Source organism: Treponema sp. (assembly GCF_024696245.1).
Classification (GTDB): domain Bacteria; phylum Spirochaetota; class Spirochaetia; order Treponematales; family Treponemataceae; genus Treponema_D.
Map to the genome: position 1 here is coordinate 1 of NZ_JAILGZ010000012.1, position 17,536 is coordinate 17,536.

Sequence of the window (17,536 nt, forward strand, 5' to 3'; positions counted from 1 at the left end):
TTTGATTACACATTATTATGTGACCGTCCAATTATTTATGCAGACACCAAATTTGACCCACGTCCTTATGATGCCGGATGTCTTGATCACCCAATGTGGCGTTTTGAAATTTTAAAGGATCTTGGTATTAAACTCGATGAAAAAGATTTTCCTGATATTAAGACAGTAATCGAAAAGACAATTAAAAGTGAAAATCTTGCACAAGGTCGTGCAAAAGCAAAAGCACAGGCATGGATGCATATTGGTGAAAGTGCAAAAAGAACAGTAGACTTTCTTGAATCAAAATATAATGAAATTAATTCAAAGAATAATAATCAGGAGAATAAATAATGATAATTGGTATTTTAGGAGGAATGGGTTCCTACGCTACTTTAAATATCTTTGAACGAATTTTAAGTCTTTTCCCAGCAGAAAAAGAGTGGGACAGACCTCGTATTCTCATTGATAATAACTGTACAATGCCAAGTCGTGTTGTTGCAGCTCTTTATGGTAGAGACAGAGATAAACTTGTCAAAGAAATGTCCTCTTCCGTAAAGCATTTAATTGAAAGCGGAGCTACTCATATTTTTCTTGCCTGCAATACCTCTCATATTTTTCTTGAAGATGTATATAAAAATGTTCCTGAAGCAAAAGGTAAAATTTACAGTATAATTGAGACTCTTGCTCAAGATATTAATGAAAAAAAGATAAACGAACCATTTGCTTTAATCGCAACAGAGGGAACTTTAGAAACTAAAATATATCAAAAAATTTTTGAACCTTATCACATTCAAATTATTCAGCCAGATGAAGAAAAATTTTCTCTAATGAGAGAATTAATTGAAGCTGTTAAACAAAATAATTTATCTAACGAACACTGTAAAAAATTCATTCAACTTATTAAGAGTTTCAATTTAAATAATATAATTCTTGGTTGTACCGAATTTCCAGTATTATATAGTGCTTTTAAAAATGAAATTGATTCAACAGGCTTAAATATTTATGATCCTCTTGAATCTACAATTCAAAAACTTCATAAAATATATGTATCGGAGGCAAAATAATGCAGGCAATGATTCTGGCGGCAGGTACAGGAAGCCGTCTTCGTCCACTTACAAATGAAGTACCTAAATGTATGGTAAAAGTTAACGGCGTTCCAATGATTGAACGTGCCATCGATGCCCTTGTTGCAGCAGGTATTAAAAAACTCATTATTGGTCTTGGTTATAAAAGCGAAGTTCTTAAGGATTTTATAAGAAAGACTTTTGACGAAAAACGTCTTAATGGAATGACAATTGAATTTGGAGAAAATCCTGATTACGAAAAGACAAACAATATTTATTCACTTTATCTTTTAAAGGACTTCTTTAAGGCAGACGACACCCTTCTTTTAGAAAGTGACCTTGTTTACAAGCCTGAAGTTATTAAGGACCTTGTTAATTCAGCAGAAAAAAATCTTGCTGTTGTCAGCCACTGGGAAGACTGGATGGACGGAACAGTTACACTTCTTGATAAAGAAGATGGCATTACAAACTTTATCGTAAAGAAAAATCAGAAGGCAGAAGAAAAAGCTTCTTATTATAAGACAGTAAACATTTATAAATTCTCAAAGGAGTTTACAAATAACTACTACCTTCCTTTCCTTGAAACATACATGAATGTTTTTGGAAAGAACTCTTATTACGAAACCTGTCTTAAATTCATTGCAGAAACAGATTCATCTCTTCTTAAGGGATTTAAGATTGACCAGAGCGTCTGGTACGAAGTTGATAACGCTGATGACCTTAAGGTTGCAGAAAGTCGTTTCTAATTAATATAAAGTCTGATAAGGCTTAAGGAGAAATATGCTGGGAATTTATCTGAACCTTGTTCTTATAGCTCTGGCAGTCCTCTCTCTTGCTGCAGGAATTTCTTTCTGCATTAATGCAAGTTCACCCCGATACATCAGGCATTATACCCTCTTCTTTGGAATAGCTTCTGCCCTTATCTGCGGGGGCTATGCCTTAATGGCCTTTACTCCAGATACAGATAAAGCCTGGATTCCCCGCTTAGTAGGTTTATACGGAGTGGATGTTTTTCTGCTTATGGAATTTACTTTCCTTATGACAGATATGAAAATTCCTACGTCAAAAAAATATTTTCCTTCAGGAGCCTTTGGAGTCTATCTTATTCTTGACATGATGATTCACGGGGACAAAAATACGCTGGCCTTTATAAGGGATTTTGGTTTTACTTACTATGTCCCGGTTAATTCCTCTTCCCATCTTTTTCACTACTCATACGTAACGGTAATTGGCATTACTCTTTTTGTCTGTGCAATTTTCTGGTACAGAAAGGCAAGTATCCGCAGGGATAAACTTTTTATCATAAAAATTGTCAGTGCCAACTTTTTAATTCTCTTTAGTGCCATTCCTGATATTATGGGCAGCCGCATTGATTCCTGTTACAGAAGCGTTGGTTATTGCACAGCCTTTGCTATTGTATTTTTTATGTGGTGGCAAGCTGTAAGCATTCAATCGGAATTTACGCCTACAATTAAAAACATCAGCAAGGATATCTTTAACACTCTTGATATTCCTGTTTTTATTTTTAATCTTGATCAGAGTGTTACAGTCTTTAATCTTCAGGCAAAAAAACTTCTTCTGGATTGTGACAGTCAGTCTGTAAATGAATGCAGTCTCAGCGATATTTTTGTAATGACAGATGTAGAAATCATGCATCTTCTTGCCAGGTCCCGCCGGGGTGAAGACAGTTTTATTACAGTTACTTCCAGACTTACCCAAAAGAAACTCAACCTTAAATGCACTGTAAAACTTGATTTTACAAATGAACCTTATTGTGTAGTAGGAACGATTTCCCAGCTTAAGGAGGAATATAAAAAAGAATGAACAGGTATAAAAATTCACAAATTGTTTTTATAACGGCCTTCAGTATTCTGGCAAATATTTTTCTTCTAAATATTGCAAGGTATCTGTCACTGCCTTTATGGCTCGACACCCTGGGAACCTTTTTTGCCGCCTATGCCCTGGGTCCCTTCTGCGGCGCCTTTATCGGATTTTCTACAAATATCATTCTTTCCTTTTCTATACCCCTTTTAATTCCTTATTCAATGATCGGTATTATAGCCGGACTTATAACCGGACACATGGCAAAGCATGGCATGATGAAAAACATGTTCAACACAATGACACTGGCTGTGCTGGTAACAATTATAAGTGTAGCAATTTCTTCGGTTCTTGCCTTTATTGTCAGAAATGGTTCAACAGGAAACCTCTGGGGAGATGGTATTATTGCCCTTCTTGAATCTATGGGTGTAAATAAAATTCTTGCTGTTGTTACAGGTTCTTTTTATGTTGAATTTTTAGACAAGATGCTGTCTCTGGTAATTCTTTATGAATTCCTTAAACTCTACAGAAACATAAAATCTCTTATTCCGGATTTTTTTAAAATTCAAAATAAAATTACTGATGAAGAAAAAACAAAGCATGGTCCCCTTTTAAAAAGCCTTCTGCTTATTTTTACGACAGGTCTTACACTTTCTTCCTATAAAGCCAGTGCCCAGAATGTAAATTATAATTCCTATGTAAGGACAATCTATAATAATTACAACGGTCTTCCTGGTGGAGTTGCAAATGATATTGCAGCAACCAATGACGGTATTCTCTGGATAGGAACTTATGCCGGCCTTTACAGGCACAACGGCAGGGAATTCCGTCTTATGGATGACTATCCGGAAATTAAATCCGTAAGGTGTCTTTATGTAGATGACGAGGGCCGCCTTTTTACAGGAACAAATGATTCAGGTCTTTCCATTATTATTAACGAAAGCGTTACAAACACCCTTCAGGAAAAAGACGGGCTTCCTTCTGATTCTGTCAGATGTATAGTAAGAAGTTCAGACGGCTATTATTACGTTGGAACTTCCAGGGAAACAGTTGTTCTGTCTATTTCAGACGGTCTTAAAATAAAAACTATTTTCAGTGATTTATGTGAAGGCAGAAGAATTGCAGCAGATTCTAAAGACCATGTTGCCCTTGTTACTTCTGACGGCAGGCTTAGTATTTTAAAAAATGCAGAAGTGCTTTATTCATTTAAGGAAGAAGAAGATTTCTTTACGGCTGTTAATTTTAGTGAAAATGGAATTCTTTACGCAGCAACAGGTTCCGGTATTCTTAAGTCCTATAGTCTTTTAGAAAATGGCCGTCTTAAAAAATTAAATGAATTGAACTGTAAGAATCTGCGTCATATTAATTCAATTGATTTTTATGATTCAAACATAATTCTTTGTTCTGATACAGGTGCAGGATACATAAAGGATGAAACTTATTTTACAATAGAAACTTCTTCTTTTAACAATTCCATTGAACACATGATAGAAGATTATCAGGGCAATCTCTGGTTCTCTTCTTCCCGTCTTGGTATCCTTAAATTGTGCCGATCTTCTTTTACAGAGGTTTATCTTTCTGCAGGATTTGATGAAGCTGTTGTAAATACAATTACAAAATTTAACGGAGATTTATATTTTGGAACAGACAAGGGGCTTTCCGTAATTCCTCAATCAGGCAGTCAGACAAATAATCAATCTGGTAAAAATTCCCTTACTGAATATCTTGAAGGAACAAGGGTCAGATGTCTCTATCCTGATTCAAAGGGAAATCTCTGGATATGTACAAAAGGAAAAGGACTTATTTGTGCTGATAAAAATCTAAAAATAAAAAGCTACGAAAGTAATGAGACCATGAGGGTTGTAACTGAACTTTCTGACGGGAGTATTGTTGCCGGCAGCAGCAGGGGAATTATTTTTTTAGAAGACAATAAAATTACAGGAAGACTTACTCAGGCGGACGGGCTTGAAAACCCTACTATATTAACTTTAAGTCAGGCAGCAAACGGAACTATTCTTGCAGGAACTGATGGTGGTGGTCTTGCCATTATTAATGATAAAAAAATTTTCAGAGTAATCAAAAAAAGCAATGGTCTTTCTTCAAATGTAATTCTAAGAACAGTCAATGATGTAAAAAACGGCAGGCTGACTGGGGGAACTTTTATTGTTACCAGCAGCGGTCTTTGTTATACAGAGTCCAGCCTTAACTTTAGTGTAAAAAAACTTTCCAACTTTCCTTACTTTAACAATTACGATCTTGTAATAAATAATGATTCAAATATTTTTGTTTTAGGCAGTGCAGGAATTTTTGTAGTTAACAGGGAAGAACTGCTTTCCGGACAAAAAGTTGACTACGAACTTCTTGATCTAAAAAAGGGACTCAGAAGTTCCCTTACAGCAAATTCCTGGAACTATATGGATGAAGATAAAAATCTTTACCTCTCATGTGACAGTGGTGCCAGCTGTATAAATCTTGATGATTATGATAAACATGACAGGTCTTACCGCATTCAGCTTAAGTCAATTCTTATTGATGGAAAACGTCATATCGTACAAAAAGATATTCCTTTTGTTATTCCTTCTGATGCAGTCAACCTGGAAATTTTTCCGGAAATAATTAATTATTCCATTAACAATCCTTACATAAAGCTTTACCTTGAAGGTGCAGATTCAAAAGCCCTTATTACTTTACAAAGCAGTATGTCAGGCATAAGTTATTCTGATTTAAAGGCAGGTTCCTATAAATTCCATATCAGCCTTTTAGACAGCAAGGGTAAAAACGTAACGGAAGAAGCTGTTTACGAAATTAAAAAGACCTACAGGATTTACGATAACTGGTGGTTCCTTCTTTATGCTGGAATTGTACTTATACTTGCAGTAGCCTGGGTATCATGGTTTTTAACCATTACTCTTGTGCACAGGCGAATTCAGATTCAGACCAGGGAACTTGAGGCTGTTAAAAAAGAAGTGCAGATGGGTAACGAAACAATTTTCTCTATTGCAAATGCAGTCGAAGCCAGGGATAAAAGTACAGGAAGACATTCCTACCGTGTTGCAGAGTATGCCGTAAAAATTTCCCAGGAGCTGGGCTTTACACAAGAAGAACAGGAAGAGCTTCGTAAAACAGGGCTTCTTCATGACATCGGTAAAATCGGTGTACCTGATTCAATTTTAAATAAACCTTCTCCCCTTACTGATGAAGAATATAAAATTATGAAAAAGCACGTGGACATTGGTGGAGAAATCTTAAGGGACTTTACTCTTATTAAAAATGTTTCTTATGGTGCAAAGTATCATCATGAACATTATGACGGTTCCGGTTACAGTGAAGGCTTAAAGGGAGAAGAGATTCCTCTTAACGCAAGAATTATTGGTATAGCTGATGCCTTTGATGCCATGACTGCAAACCGTGTTTACAGAAAAGCCCTGGATATGGAAAAGGTAAAGGAAGAGCTTAGAAAAAACAGTGGTACTCAGTTTGATCCTGAACTTACAAAGATTATGCTGGAGCTTATTGAAAATGGAAAAATAAATGTTCATTCTGTAATAGAAGCCAGTGCAGAACCTCTTAACGATAAAGGAGAACAATAATGACTTGTCTTTTAAAAAACAAATATTTTATATGTGCCCTCACCTGCATGACTTTAATTTTTATTGCCTTTACTGCCAGACAACTTTTTTACACTGATTATTCCAGAAGAACAATTAAAGCAGGTTTTGTTTACATTGGAGATCCGGGAACTGCCTACACAAATAATTTTTGTCGTGCCCAGCTGGAACTGGAAGAAAAATATGGTGACAGGGTAAAAACTATTGCCAAATATAATATTTCTGAAAAGTCCTGTGAAGAGGCGATTCTTGATCTTGTAAACGAAGACTGTGATATAATTTTTACCACAAGTTATGGCTACAGTAAAAAAACAAAAGAAATAGCAGCCAGATATCCCGGCATTCAGTTCTGCCAGGCAACAGGAGACAATGCAAAGGAAGGTCTCTACCTGTCCAACTACCACAACTTTATGGGGCGTATTTACGAAGGCCGCTATATTGCAGGAATCACTGCAGGGTTAAAAATGCAGGAATTAATTGATCAGGATAAAATTAAAGTAGATCAGGCTATTGCAGGTTATGTTGCAGCATTTCCTTATTCAGAAGTTATATCCGGTTATACTGCTTTCTTTTTGGGAATAAGGCAGATTGTTCCTCAGGCCAGGATGAAGGTAATGTACACCAACACCTGGAGTAATCACAATGCAGAAAAAAAATGCGCTTCTCAATTAATAGATGAAGGCTGTGTAATAATCAGTCAGCATTCAGATACTACAGGAAGTGCCATGGCCTGCGAAGAAGCTTCTACTAAAAAAGGTAAGACAGTTTATCATGTAGGTTACAATCAGAGTATGACAGACATTGCCCCAACTACATCTTTAATATCCTGCAGAATTAACTGGGCCCCTTACATTCTTACGGCAGCAGAAGCAGTCCTTACTAATAAAAAAATAGAAAAGTGCATAAAAAGCCCTCTTAGCGGTAATGACAGTGCAGCAGGTTTTGACAGGGGCTGGGTAGAAATGATTGGCCTTAACAAACTGATTGCAGCTTATGATACGGAAGATATAATTGAGCAATACATTTCTGATTTTAAGGAAGACAAAATAGAAGTTTTTAAAGGCAACTATATTGGTATCAATCCCTTTGACCACAGTGATACTTACAATCTTCGAACTCCTTATAAAGAAAACTCCAGAAAATCATCTCCAACTTTTTCTTACGTACTAAAAGATGTAATAGAAATCTGTAACTAAAATTTTCACACGAAAATGCAGACCTTCAACCGAAAAGTTTAAACTTTAAAATCATTAAGGCTCCATTTAAGATAATTTAAACACTTTTTAAATGGAGTCAAAATGAAAAAAGTTAAAGTACTTGCTGCAAGTCTTGCCTTAAGTCTTGCAGCTCTGTTCACTTCCTGTAACAGTGAAATATCTGTTTCAGAAAGTTCCATTGGTTCTGTTACCGCAAATAATGCAGTTAGCAGAAGCAGCAATTCCAGTAGTCCCGACAAAAGAGTAACAGGTTACTTTTGTGAATGGGGAATCTATGCAGGACACGGAAACTATTTTCCCCAGTATATTCCTTATGACAAACTGACTCATATTAATTATGCTTTTGTGGGACTTAATCCAGAAACCCAGGCTGTTGAAATTTATGATTCATGGGCAACTAATGAAATCGTAAGCGATGGAGAAAAATGGGATTCTCAGTACAAAGGTTGTCTTGGTCTTTTAAAAAAGTACAAGGCAAAGTATCCTCATGTTAAAGTTCTTATTTCTGTTGGAGGATGGACTAAATCTCACGGTTTCCATAATGCCGCAGCAAATGAAGAAAGCCGTAAAAGGGCTGCAGAAAACCTCCTTGACTTTGTAAGGAATAATGATCTTGATGGTATCGACATTGACTGGGAATATCCTGGTGTAGATCGTGCAGCAGATCAGAATGACCAGTATGATAAAGGAGCACCAGGAGGAATTGAAGACAAAGAAAACTTTACACTCTTCCTTAAAGAACTCCGAAATGCTCTTGACCAGCAGGGAGCAAAAGATGGTAAGCACTATGAACTTACAGCTGCAATTGGTGTAGGTTACGATAAAATTGCAGTAACTAATCCAGGTGAATACAGTAAGTATCTTGATGCCCTTAACCTTATGAGTTATGACATGCATGGAGCTTTTGAAGCTACAACAGGTCACCAGGCACCTCTTTATCCAAGTCCTTACGATAACCATGCAAATCCAGAAATAAGGGAAAAATATAACATCGACTGGGCTGTAAAAGAATTTATAAGACAGGGTGTACCTTCAAATAAAATTGTTATTGGAGTTCCTTTCTATAGTCGCGGCTGGGACAATGTAAACGGTGGCTGGGACTTTGATGGCAACGGAAGTCCTGACGGTATGTTTGGAACAGGCGGTTCTACTCTTCCTGGTTCCTGGGGTCCTGGAGGACAGAGTCCTTACTATGAAATCAAGAAACTAGAAAATACCCAGGGTTGGGATAAGTACAGGGATCCTTATTCAAAGTCCTGCTGGCTTTACAACCCTTCTTTAAAACAGCTTTACACATACGATGACGCAGAAAGCATTCGTGTTAAAATGAACTACATCAAGGATAACAATCTTGGTGGAGCAATGTACTGGGAACTTGACGGTGACGACTGGCAGAATGGTTATGATCTTGTAAACATAATATCAGATTCAATTCTTGAAGGAGTTGTATTTGATGACGATCCAAATCCTGTAGAAAGTCCTGATCTTCCACCTTCAGGTGACAATCCTTCTACAGAAAAGCCTTCAACTGAAACACCTGCAACAGACACACCTTCTACAGAGATTCCTGACAGCAGTAAAGCTACAGGACTTCCTTCAGTTCCTTCAATTGAACAGACAAGCTGGAACGGTGAATCTGATTTTTCTATCCGCATGAATATGTGGTGGGGTCAGAATGGTACTCTTGCTGAACTTCTTGAAAACGGCAAAAGCATTCAGTCTTTAAAACTTACAGATAATTCACCATCTGCTCAGAGCTGTACATTTACTGTAAAGGGAAAGGCAAATGGAACTTATGAATATCAGGTAAGATTATCAAATAAGTTTGGTTCGAGTCTTTCTAACAAAGTTAAATATACTGTAACTAAAGCAGGCTCTTCACTTCCGTCTGAAAATAATGATTCAAATAATGATTCAAATAACGATCAGCCTGACACTAACCCATCAGAGGATACTCCAGTAATTATTCCTCCAGTTTCAGGGGGTGCCATTGAAGTAGAAGGTCTTCCTACTTATGTTCTTACAGGTTACTGGCAGAATTTTAATAACGGTGCAAAAGTTCTCCGCATTCGTGATGTTCCTGAAGCTTACAATATTATTTGTGTAGCTTTCGGTGAATCTACATCCCTTCCTGGACAGGTTGTATTTAATCTTGACAGCTCACTTGGTTTTTCAAAAGCAGACTTTATTGCAGACATAGCTTCAGTTAAAGAACGTGGTCAGCATGTAATTCTTTCTGTTGGTGGAGAAACGGGTAATGTTCTCATTAACAGTGATGCAGCTGCTTCTAACTTTGCTTCAAGCATTACAGCCCTTATGAATGAATATGGATTTGAAGGTGTAGATATTGACCTTGAACATGGAATCAACGCAACTTATATTTCAAAAGCCCTCCGCGCAATTCCAAAAGGTTCAATCATCACTATGGCACCACAGACCATAGACATGCAGTCAACAGGAACGGAATACTTTAAGCTTGCCCTTGCAATTTCTGACATTCTTACAATCAACAACATGCAGTACTACAATTCAGGATCTATGCTTGGAGAAGACGGAAAAGTTTATTCCCAGGGAAATGAAAACTTCCTTACAGGTCTTGCAGCAATTCAGCTTGAACATGGTCTCAGACCAGATCAGGTAGGTCTTGGACTTCCTGCTTCAACTCGTGGTGCCGGTTCCGGATACGTAGATCCACAGATTATCATTAACGCCCTTGATACTCTTATTCACGGAAGAAGACACGGCTCATACATGCCTCCACACACATACCCTGGACTCAGGGGTGTAATGACATGGTCAATCAACTGGGATGCTTCAAACAACTGGAACTTTGCAAGAAAAATAGGAAACTATCTTGCAGAACTTAACAACACTGATCCTGTTGAACCTTCAGATCCTGTAATTCCTTCAGAACCTGATACTCCTGATACACCTGATACTCCTTCAGAGCCTGATACTCCGGATCTTCCTGAAACACCTGAAACACCTGAAACACCTGAAACACCAGACACTTCTGCATCATATCCTGCCTGGTCTGACAATAGTGTTTCCTATGCAAAAGGTGATCTTGTAATTTACAATGGTGCTGTTTATGAATGTGATTATGCCCATACATCAAATTCAGCATGGATTCCTGGAACAGCAGGACTCTGGTTCTGGAAGCTTAGAACAGACCTTGATGGTTCAAAAAGCCCTGTTACAGTAACTCCTTCACAGCCTGATACTCCTGATATACCAGATACTCCGGATCTTCCTGAAACTCCGGATACACCAGATACTCCTGAAGGTCCTGTAAACACAGAACTTCCTGCAAGAATTATGAGTGGTTACTGGCATACATGGGACGGCAACAATCCTTTTATTAAACTCAGAAACGTTGATGAAAACTGGGATGTAATAAATGTTTCTTTTGCTGAACCTGTTACTCCAGGAAGTGGTAACGGTAACATGAAGTTTTCAGTTGCAACAAAAGACGGATACAGCCTTAGTGAATTTAAAAGCGATATAAAGAAACTTCATGCAAAAGGTAAGAAAATAGTTCTTTCTATCGGAGGTTATGAAGGTTATTTCTATCTTGAAAATCAGGCTGCAGTTTCTAATTTTGTTTCACAGATTAATGCACTTGTAGACGAATACAACTTTGACGGAATTGACATTGATCTGGAACAGTCATCTGTTCAACTTAACAGTGGCGCTGACCCGGATTTTAAAAATGTTAAAACACCAAGAATTGTAAACATGATTTCTGCAATAAGACAGATTTGTGATGCTCACGGAGATAACTTTATTCTTTCCTGGGCTCCGGAAACATTTTACATGCAGCTTGGACACCAGTTTTACGGTGGAGCAAATTCTTATGTAGATAGTCGTGCAGGAGCTTATCTTGGAATGGTATATGCCCTCAGGGATAAGACAACTTATGTACAGACTCAGCTTTACAATTCTTCACCAATTACCGGTCGTGACGGCAACTCTTATAACATGGGAACAGTAGAAGGTATTGTAGAAATGTGTAACATGCTTCTTGAAGGATTTACTGTAAACAATAACAGCCACTATTTCTTCCCTGCTCTCCGTCCGGATCAGGTAGTAATTGCTGTTCCATGTTCTTCTGGTGCTGCAGGTTCAGGACAGATTTCCAATGCAGGACTCCAGGAAGCATTCAAAAAAATTAATGCTAAGCATCCTGGTCTCAGGGGAATTATGACCTGGTCAATTAACTGGGACAGTCTGCAGAACGGAAACTCCTTTGTAAAAGAAAACAAAAGGTTTCTTAATTCACTGTAAGTAAAAAAGAAAATTCAGATTTCTATATACTCTGATAAAAAAAATGCATCTCCTTAATTCCTAAAAAAGTCAGAAGTAATCTTCTGTTAAAGAATTAAGGGATGCATTTTTTATTTGTATAAAACTATTTATAAAAAATATTTTATTATTTAAGATTGTACCTTACAAAAAATCCTGTTGAATACATAAGTGAAACTACATCAGGATAAGAGTCAAAGCATGACCAGGCAGCATACAAAATATTTTCTCCACCAAGACTGATTTGTGAACTTACAGGGAATGTAACTTCACATCTAAGGTAGTCAAATAAAGAAAGTCCAGGTTCAACTTCATGTTTGGCATCCTTAAAATCATAGAAGGCATAAAAGTGATTGTTCAATACAAAAGCCGGTCCATCGTTAAACTTATAGCGCAAGGCTGCAACGGCTTCTCCACCTACAGAATAATTGTAAGCCTTGTAGATTTTATCTGAATCAATAACCTGACGGCGGTAATACCATACGTCATGTGTTCCAAGAAGAACTGCATCAAGGTGAAGTTCCCATTCAGCTTTTGCCCTGTCTCCTGCAAAGCGCTGCTTGATACCAAAACCTGGAGCAAGGGTAGAAAAGTTCATAAAGGAATGCCAGAGGAAGTCATAGTCAAAAATAATACCAATGCTTGTATCCCTGTCTTCGTCAGCAAGAACTGAACGTGAAATTACCCAGCCGTCAGAAAAAATGTAAAGGTTATGCATAAGGTCTTTTTCAAGAGACCTGTATCCCTGACCGCAGCCCTTTCCCATGGAACCGCCTATAGAAAGATTAAAGGCAGAAAAAGGATCATTGGAATTATGATTAAAGGAATCTCCGTAAACTATATCAAGTCCAAGGCTTCCAAAAAGTGGATAGGTTTCCCTTGACTTATCATAAGTATCAGCATCGTTTACACCGTTAGCTGCTCCAAAACCTGTATAAAAAGAAAGTTCCTTTATGTTGCCGTGACTGCCGTATGGCTTTTCTCCAGTAAGGCCTTCGTTCCAGAGACGCATTGGTGTAATAAGAAAGCGCAGTGGTCCCCAGGCAGCATCTGCTTCAAAAGAAAGACGGTGAAGCATTTCTCCCATAGGCCAGGCACCAACAGAAGTATATACCATGTCATTAAGGGAAGGCGTATTGTTTTCGCACATTGTTTCCCAAACAAAAGAACCAAAAGTAGCAGCAAGCATACTTTCAAACTGAGAAAAATTTGCTGTCCTGAATGCTGAATAAGAAAGCTGCCCCTGATATGGATGAAGAACAAAGTTAGTCCAGTACCAGTCAGTATCCCATTCCCATTTTACAGTCCCGTTCTTAAGCCTGTTAAAATTTCTTTTGTAGTCAACCTTAGCCCAGCCTGATCCGGAAGCATAGCGGTTCCACAAAGAAAGAACTACAGTTGGAACAAACATTCCTGTAGAAGCTGTCAGAAAATGACGGTCACCATGATGGGTAAATAAATTGTCATCATCAAAAAAATCACTTGAGGCATCAAAATTATTAGTCAGCCTTGAAGATTCAGATTCCGATTTTGATTCAGACTGAATTACTTCTTCCTGGCTCCATGCAGGTAAAGCTGCTGTAATTGATGCAATAATTAAAAATAACTTTAAGCTTTTTTTCATATTTAAAAGAATACGATATTTACACTTCTTTATCAACAAAGGGCCATTTGCTATAATAAAGGAATGAAAGTTGCAATTGTACATGACTGGCTTACTACTTACGGCGGTGCAGAACGTGTAGTAGAAGAAATGCTTAAGGTTTATCCTGATGCAGATATTTACACTCTTGTTTATGATAAAAAAAAGATGGCAAAACATTTTCCAGAAGAAAAGGTTCATACATCTTTTGTTCAGAAGATTCCCTTCAGTAAAAAACTTTATACCAAGCTTTTATTTTTAATGCCTAAAGCTTTTGAATCCTTTGACCTTACCTCCTATGATCTGGTTATTGCAAGTTCATCCTGCTGTGCCAAAGGTGTAATTACAAGCCCTGATACCAGGTTTATTGCTTATGTACATTCTCCTATGCGTTATGCCTGGGACCTTTACTATGATTACTTTAAGTCTTCAGGATTTTTAACCCGCTTTTTTATGAAGCGCATGATGCCAAAGATTCGTCTCTGGGATTATATTTCAAGTCAGAGAATTGATGCAATTGCAGCAAACTCTTCTTACATTAAGCGCCGCATTAAAAAATTCTGGAACAGGGATGCAGAAGTAATTTTTCCACCTGTAGATACCGACAGACTGGGGCCGGACGGACTTCCACCAGAGGATTTCTATGTTGCATTCAGCCGTTTTGTTCCATATAAAAGAATTGACCTGGCAATAAAGGCCTGTGGTGAATTAGGAAAAAAACTTGTTGTAATAGGAAGCGGCAGTCAGGAAGCAGAACTTAAAAAACTTGCCGTCCAGTACAAAAAAGCATCCATTACTTTTACAGGCAGAATCAGCGACGAAGAAGTATCAGCCTACCTTCAAAAATGCAAGGCCCTTATTTTTAGTGCAGAAGAAGACTTTGGAATTATTCCTGTAGAAGTTCAGTGCTGCGGCCGTCCTGTTATTGCCTACGGAAAAGGTGGAGCCTTAGAAACAGTAAAAGACGGAATTACCGGAGTTTACTTTGATAAACAGGAAACTTCTTCCGTTAAAAATGCCATTATAAGATTTGAAGAATTAGAAAGACAGGGTGCCTTTGACTTAAAGACAATTACTGATCATGCTTCAACTTTTAGTGCACAGAGATTCAGGGATCAGATTAAGGAACTTGCCGAAAGGGGTCTTAAATGAAAATAGCCATTGACTGCAGGATGAGCGGTAAAAGCGGAATCGGAACTTTTTTAGACGAGATACTTCCTTTTTTCTTTACAAGCGACCACAGCTTTTTTTTATTCGGTTCAAAAGAAAGCCCTGCCTGTAATCTTGCAAAAAGCTCTGATTCAGAAAATATAACTTTTTCAGACTGTCAGGTAAAAACTTTTTCACTAAAAGAAATGTTTGCTTTTCCAAAAGATATACTTGCTCAAATTAACAGCTGTGACCTGTATTTTTCTCCCTACTGTAACCTTCCACAGGGAATAAAGGTGCCCGTATTTACCACAATACACGACATAGTATTTTTAGACGTAAAGGGCCTTACAGGAAGCCTTGGAAAAGCAGCCAGAAAGTTTTTTTACAAAAGGGCTGTTAAAAAGTCCGCCGGAATCTTTACAGTTTCTCAATTCAGCAGTCAGAGGATTAAAGAAAAGCTTAATTGTAAAAAAGACATTACCGTTGTATACAATGGAATTCCATCCTACCTGCAGGACAAGGGCAGTAAAATTCCATGGGATAAAAAAGACAATACAGTAATTTTTATTGGCAACATAAAAAAACACAAGGGATTAAAGACTCTTCTTAAGGCATTCCCTCTTTTTTGCTCAAAAGCAGCTGTATCTGCTCCGGACTCCTGTCCAAAGCTTATAATTGTTGGCAGTCAGGACAATTTCAGGACAAAAGACGACAGCCTTTCAGACCTTATTGCAGATATTCCTCAAAATCAGCTGGAATTTACAGGTTTTATCAGCAACCAGAAGCTTAAGGAACTTCTTTCTTCTGCAAAACTTCTTGTACAGCCATCTTTATACGAAGGATTTGGCATTCCACCCCTTCAGGCCCTTTGTGCAGGAACCCCGGCTGTAATTTCTGACATTGATGTCTTTAAGGAAATCTATGGAGGGCTTCCGGTAAGCTTTTTTAAGTGTCAGGATTACCAGGATCTGGCAGAAAAAATGAATGAAAGCTGGAATAATGAAAAAAACTTTTCAGAGTTTGAAAATCCCTATTCCTACCAGAAGACAGCTTCCCTTATACTGGACAGATTGTGCCGCAAATAATTCACGGTTATTAAATAATGCAGACTTTTAACTTATGTTAAAAAGCACTTTTATTACAGGCCCGGCTGTGCCTTAATCACTGCCGGACTTAAACACTGACAGGCTTAAGGAGAGTTGAGCCTTAAAAAAGAAGGACCAATTAAAAATAGTCTTAAAAATATAAGGATTTAATACCCTCTCCATCATTGTATAGTTAACTTTTTTTCTATATAATTATTTTGATATTATGAGCAATAACGAAGAAACATTTAAAACACAGTTACGTTCAAAGTACAAATATACAAGCTCATTTGTAACAGGACTGACACTGTTTTTCTTTGATGCCCTTGCTTTAATGATTTCTATTGGAGCAGGCTTTTTTATCATTAACTTTATAGATCCCTCTTCAATTAACTTCCGTTCGTTCATAAAATATTCAATTTTTATGCCTTTTGCAGCTGTTGCCTTTTATGCAGCAGGTCTTTATCCGGGCATTCTTCTTGCTCCAGAAGATGAGGTAAAAAAATTCTCTACCTGTTCCTTTCTCTGTCTTATGGGAATGGCACTTGCAATCACAACAATAAAATCCACCAGAGACTTTATTCCTATAGCACTGGCTCTTGTTACGGCATGGCCTTTTGCTACCCTTTTTCTCCCTCTTTTCAGGGAATGGGCAAGACGCTGCAGCTGTAAGTTCTCCTGGTGGGGCGTTCCGGCAGTTATTTATACCCATGGTAACAATGGTCACGAAATCGTAAAGCGTCTTGTTGAACACCCTAACTTTGGTTATATTCCAATACTTATAATTACTGACGACAAGGATGCCTCAGATACTTTTATGGACATTCCTGTCAGGGTAATCAATGACCAGATTAAACAGATTCTTAGTGAATTAAAGATTAAAGTTGCCATTGTATGTGACTACAAAAATGACCTTGAAGCAATTCAGACAAGATACCGTTATATGATCAGGGTTCCAAGAAACCAGCTTGCCACCACCCTTTCTTTAAAAATGAAGAATTTTGGTGGAATTTTAGGATTTTCTTCAACAAATTACCTGACAAAATTCGGCTCCCTGCTTTTAAAAAGAACAATTGATATTTTACTCTGCCTTTCTGTTGCACCTTTTGCCATTCCTGTAGGAATTTTCTGTGCCCTGGGAATAAAACTTACTTCAAAGGGACCGGTTTTTTACGGCCATAAAAGGGTTGGACAGAACCATAAGCTTTTAAAATGCTGGAAATTCCGTTCAATGTGTATAGACGCAGACGAAAAGCTTAAGAAAATTCTTGCAGAAGATCCTGTAAGGGCTGCTGAATGGGAAAAAGACAGAAAATTTACAGATGATCCCCGTGTTACAAAGTTTGGTAAATTTCTTCGTAAAACAAGCCTTGATGAACTGCCCCAGCTCTGGAATATTTTTACAGGTTCCATGAGTTTTGTAGGTCCACGTCCTGTTACAGAAAGCGAGCTTTCTAAATATGGAAAATACAGCGACTATGTTCTTTCAGTAACTCCGGGCTTAAGCGGAATGTGGCAGATTTCTGGCCGCAGTGACACAGGTTACGAAGAACGCATTTCACTTGATACTTACTATATACAGAACTGGTCTATCTGGCTGGATATCTGGATTATAATTAAAACCGTATGGGTTGTACTTAAAAGAAAAGGAGCTTACTAATCC

General features: G+C 37.7%; 10 protein-coding genes and 1 pseudogene. 10 read left to right on the plus strand and 1 reads right to left on the minus strand.

The annotated features are described in order from the left end of the window. The 7 genes and pseudogenes from K6D58_RS00880 to K6D58_RS00910 form a co-directional block, all read left to right on the plus strand. A pseudogene (locus K6D58_RS00880) lies at positions 1 to 330 on the plus strand (CDP-glycerol--glycerophosphate glycerophosphotransferase); the annotation flags it as partial. Next, positions 330 to 1,043: an aspartate/glutamate racemase family protein gene (locus tag K6D58_RS00885; protein ID WP_296826595.1), complete on the plus strand. Its 714-nt coding sequence runs from the start codon at positions 330 to 332 to the stop codon at positions 1,041 to 1,043. The pseudogene K6D58_RS00880 and the gene K6D58_RS00885, both read left to right, overlap by 1 nt. Continuing rightward, entirely contained in the window at positions 1,043 to 1,789 is a 747-nt protein-coding gene (locus K6D58_RS00890) for a phosphocholine cytidylyltransferase family protein (RefSeq protein ID WP_296826597.1), read from the plus strand. The genes K6D58_RS00885 and K6D58_RS00890 overlap by 1 nt, the downstream gene beginning before the upstream one ends. Before the next feature lie 34 nt (positions 1,790 to 1,823). Further along, a complete protein-coding gene (locus tag K6D58_RS00895) occupies positions 1,824 to 2,867 on the plus strand; it encodes a hypothetical protein (protein ID WP_296826598.1) in 1,044 nt (347 codons plus the stop codon). After that, positions 2,864 to 6,454 (plus strand): HD domain-containing phosphohydrolase, encoded by a 3,591-nt coding sequence (locus K6D58_RS00900; RefSeq protein ID WP_296826600.1) that lies wholly within the window; start codon positions 2,864 to 2,866, stop codon positions 6,452 to 6,454. Before K6D58_RS00895 ends, K6D58_RS00900 begins: the two co-directional genes overlap by 4 nt. Further along, entirely contained in the window at positions 6,454 to 7,668 is a 1,215-nt protein-coding gene (locus K6D58_RS00905) for a BMP family ABC transporter substrate-binding protein (RefSeq protein ID WP_296826602.1), read from the plus strand. The genes K6D58_RS00900 and K6D58_RS00905 overlap by 1 nt, the downstream gene beginning before the upstream one ends. 102 nt (positions 7,669 to 7,770) lie before the next feature. Then, positions 7,771 to 11,976 carry a glycosyl hydrolase family 18 protein gene (locus K6D58_RS00910; protein ID WP_296826603.1) on the plus strand — a complete coding sequence of 1,402 codons (4,206 nt, stop codon included), beginning with the start codon at positions 7,771 to 7,773 and terminating at the stop codon, positions 11,974 to 11,976. 145 nt (positions 11,977 to 12,121) lie between these two features. Here K6D58_RS00910 and K6D58_RS00915 read toward each other — a convergent pair whose 3' ends face one another. Continuing rightward, on the minus strand, positions 12,122 to 13,618 hold the full coding sequence (locus K6D58_RS00915) for a DUF3943 domain-containing protein (protein WP_296826605.1): 1,497 nt from the start codon (positions 13,616 to 13,618) through the stop codon (positions 12,122 to 12,124). A 63-nt stretch (positions 13,619 to 13,681) separates the two neighbouring features. On the opposite strand from K6D58_RS00915, the gene K6D58_RS00920 reads away from it, so the two are divergent. The 3 genes from K6D58_RS00920 to wbaP all read left to right on the plus strand — a co-directional run bounded on the left by K6D58_RS00920 (position 13,682) and on the right by wbaP (position 17,533). Next, the gene (locus K6D58_RS00920) at positions 13,682 to 14,788 is read left to right on the plus strand and encodes a glycosyltransferase (protein ID WP_296826607.1); all 1,107 of its coding nucleotides are present in this window, start codon (positions 13,682 to 13,684) and stop codon (positions 14,786 to 14,788) included. After that, positions 14,785 to 15,873 (plus strand): glycosyltransferase family 4 protein, encoded by a 1,089-nt coding sequence (locus K6D58_RS00925; RefSeq protein WP_296826609.1) that lies wholly within the window; start codon positions 14,785 to 14,787, stop codon positions 15,871 to 15,873. The genes K6D58_RS00920 and K6D58_RS00925 overlap by 4 nt, the downstream gene beginning before the upstream one ends. 226 nt (positions 15,874 to 16,099) lie before the next feature. Continuing rightward, a complete protein-coding gene (wbaP, locus tag K6D58_RS00930) occupies positions 16,100 to 17,533 on the plus strand; it encodes an undecaprenyl-phosphate galactose phosphotransferase WbaP (protein ID WP_296826611.1) in 1,434 nt (477 codons plus the stop codon). Positions 17,534 to 17,536: the final 3 nt, after the last annotated feature.

Coding starts and splice junctions, on each gene's coding strand:
- K6D58_RS00885 (WP_296826595.1), top strand. CDS start 330: ATGATAATTGGTATTTTAGGAGGAATGGGTTCCTACGCTACTTTAAAT.
- K6D58_RS00890 (WP_296826597.1), top strand. CDS start 1,043: ATGCAGGCAATGATTCTGGCGGCAGGTACAGGAAGCCGTCTTCGTCCA.
- K6D58_RS00895 (WP_296826598.1), top strand. CDS start 1,824: ATGCTGGGAATTTATCTGAACCTTGTTCTTATAGCTCTGGCAGTCCTC.
- K6D58_RS00900 (WP_296826600.1), top strand. CDS start 2,864: ATGAACAGGTATAAAAATTCACAAATTGTTTTTATAACGGCCTTCAGT.
- K6D58_RS00905 (WP_296826602.1), top strand. CDS start 6,454: ATGACTTGTCTTTTAAAAAACAAATATTTTATATGTGCCCTCACCTGC.
- K6D58_RS00910 (WP_296826603.1), top strand. CDS start 7,771: ATGAAAAAAGTTAAAGTACTTGCTGCAAGTCTTGCCTTAAGTCTTGCA.
- K6D58_RS00915 (WP_296826605.1), bottom strand. CDS start 13,618: ATGAAAAAAAGCTTAAAGTTATTTTTAATTATTGCATCAATTACAGCA.
- K6D58_RS00920 (WP_296826607.1), top strand. CDS start 13,682: ATGAAAGTTGCAATTGTACATGACTGGCTTACTACTTACGGCGGTGCA.
- K6D58_RS00925 (WP_296826609.1), top strand. CDS start 14,785: ATGAAAATAGCCATTGACTGCAGGATGAGCGGTAAAAGCGGAATCGGA.
- wbaP (WP_296826611.1), top strand. CDS start 16,100: ATGAGCAATAACGAAGAAACATTTAAAACACAGTTACGTTCAAAGTAC.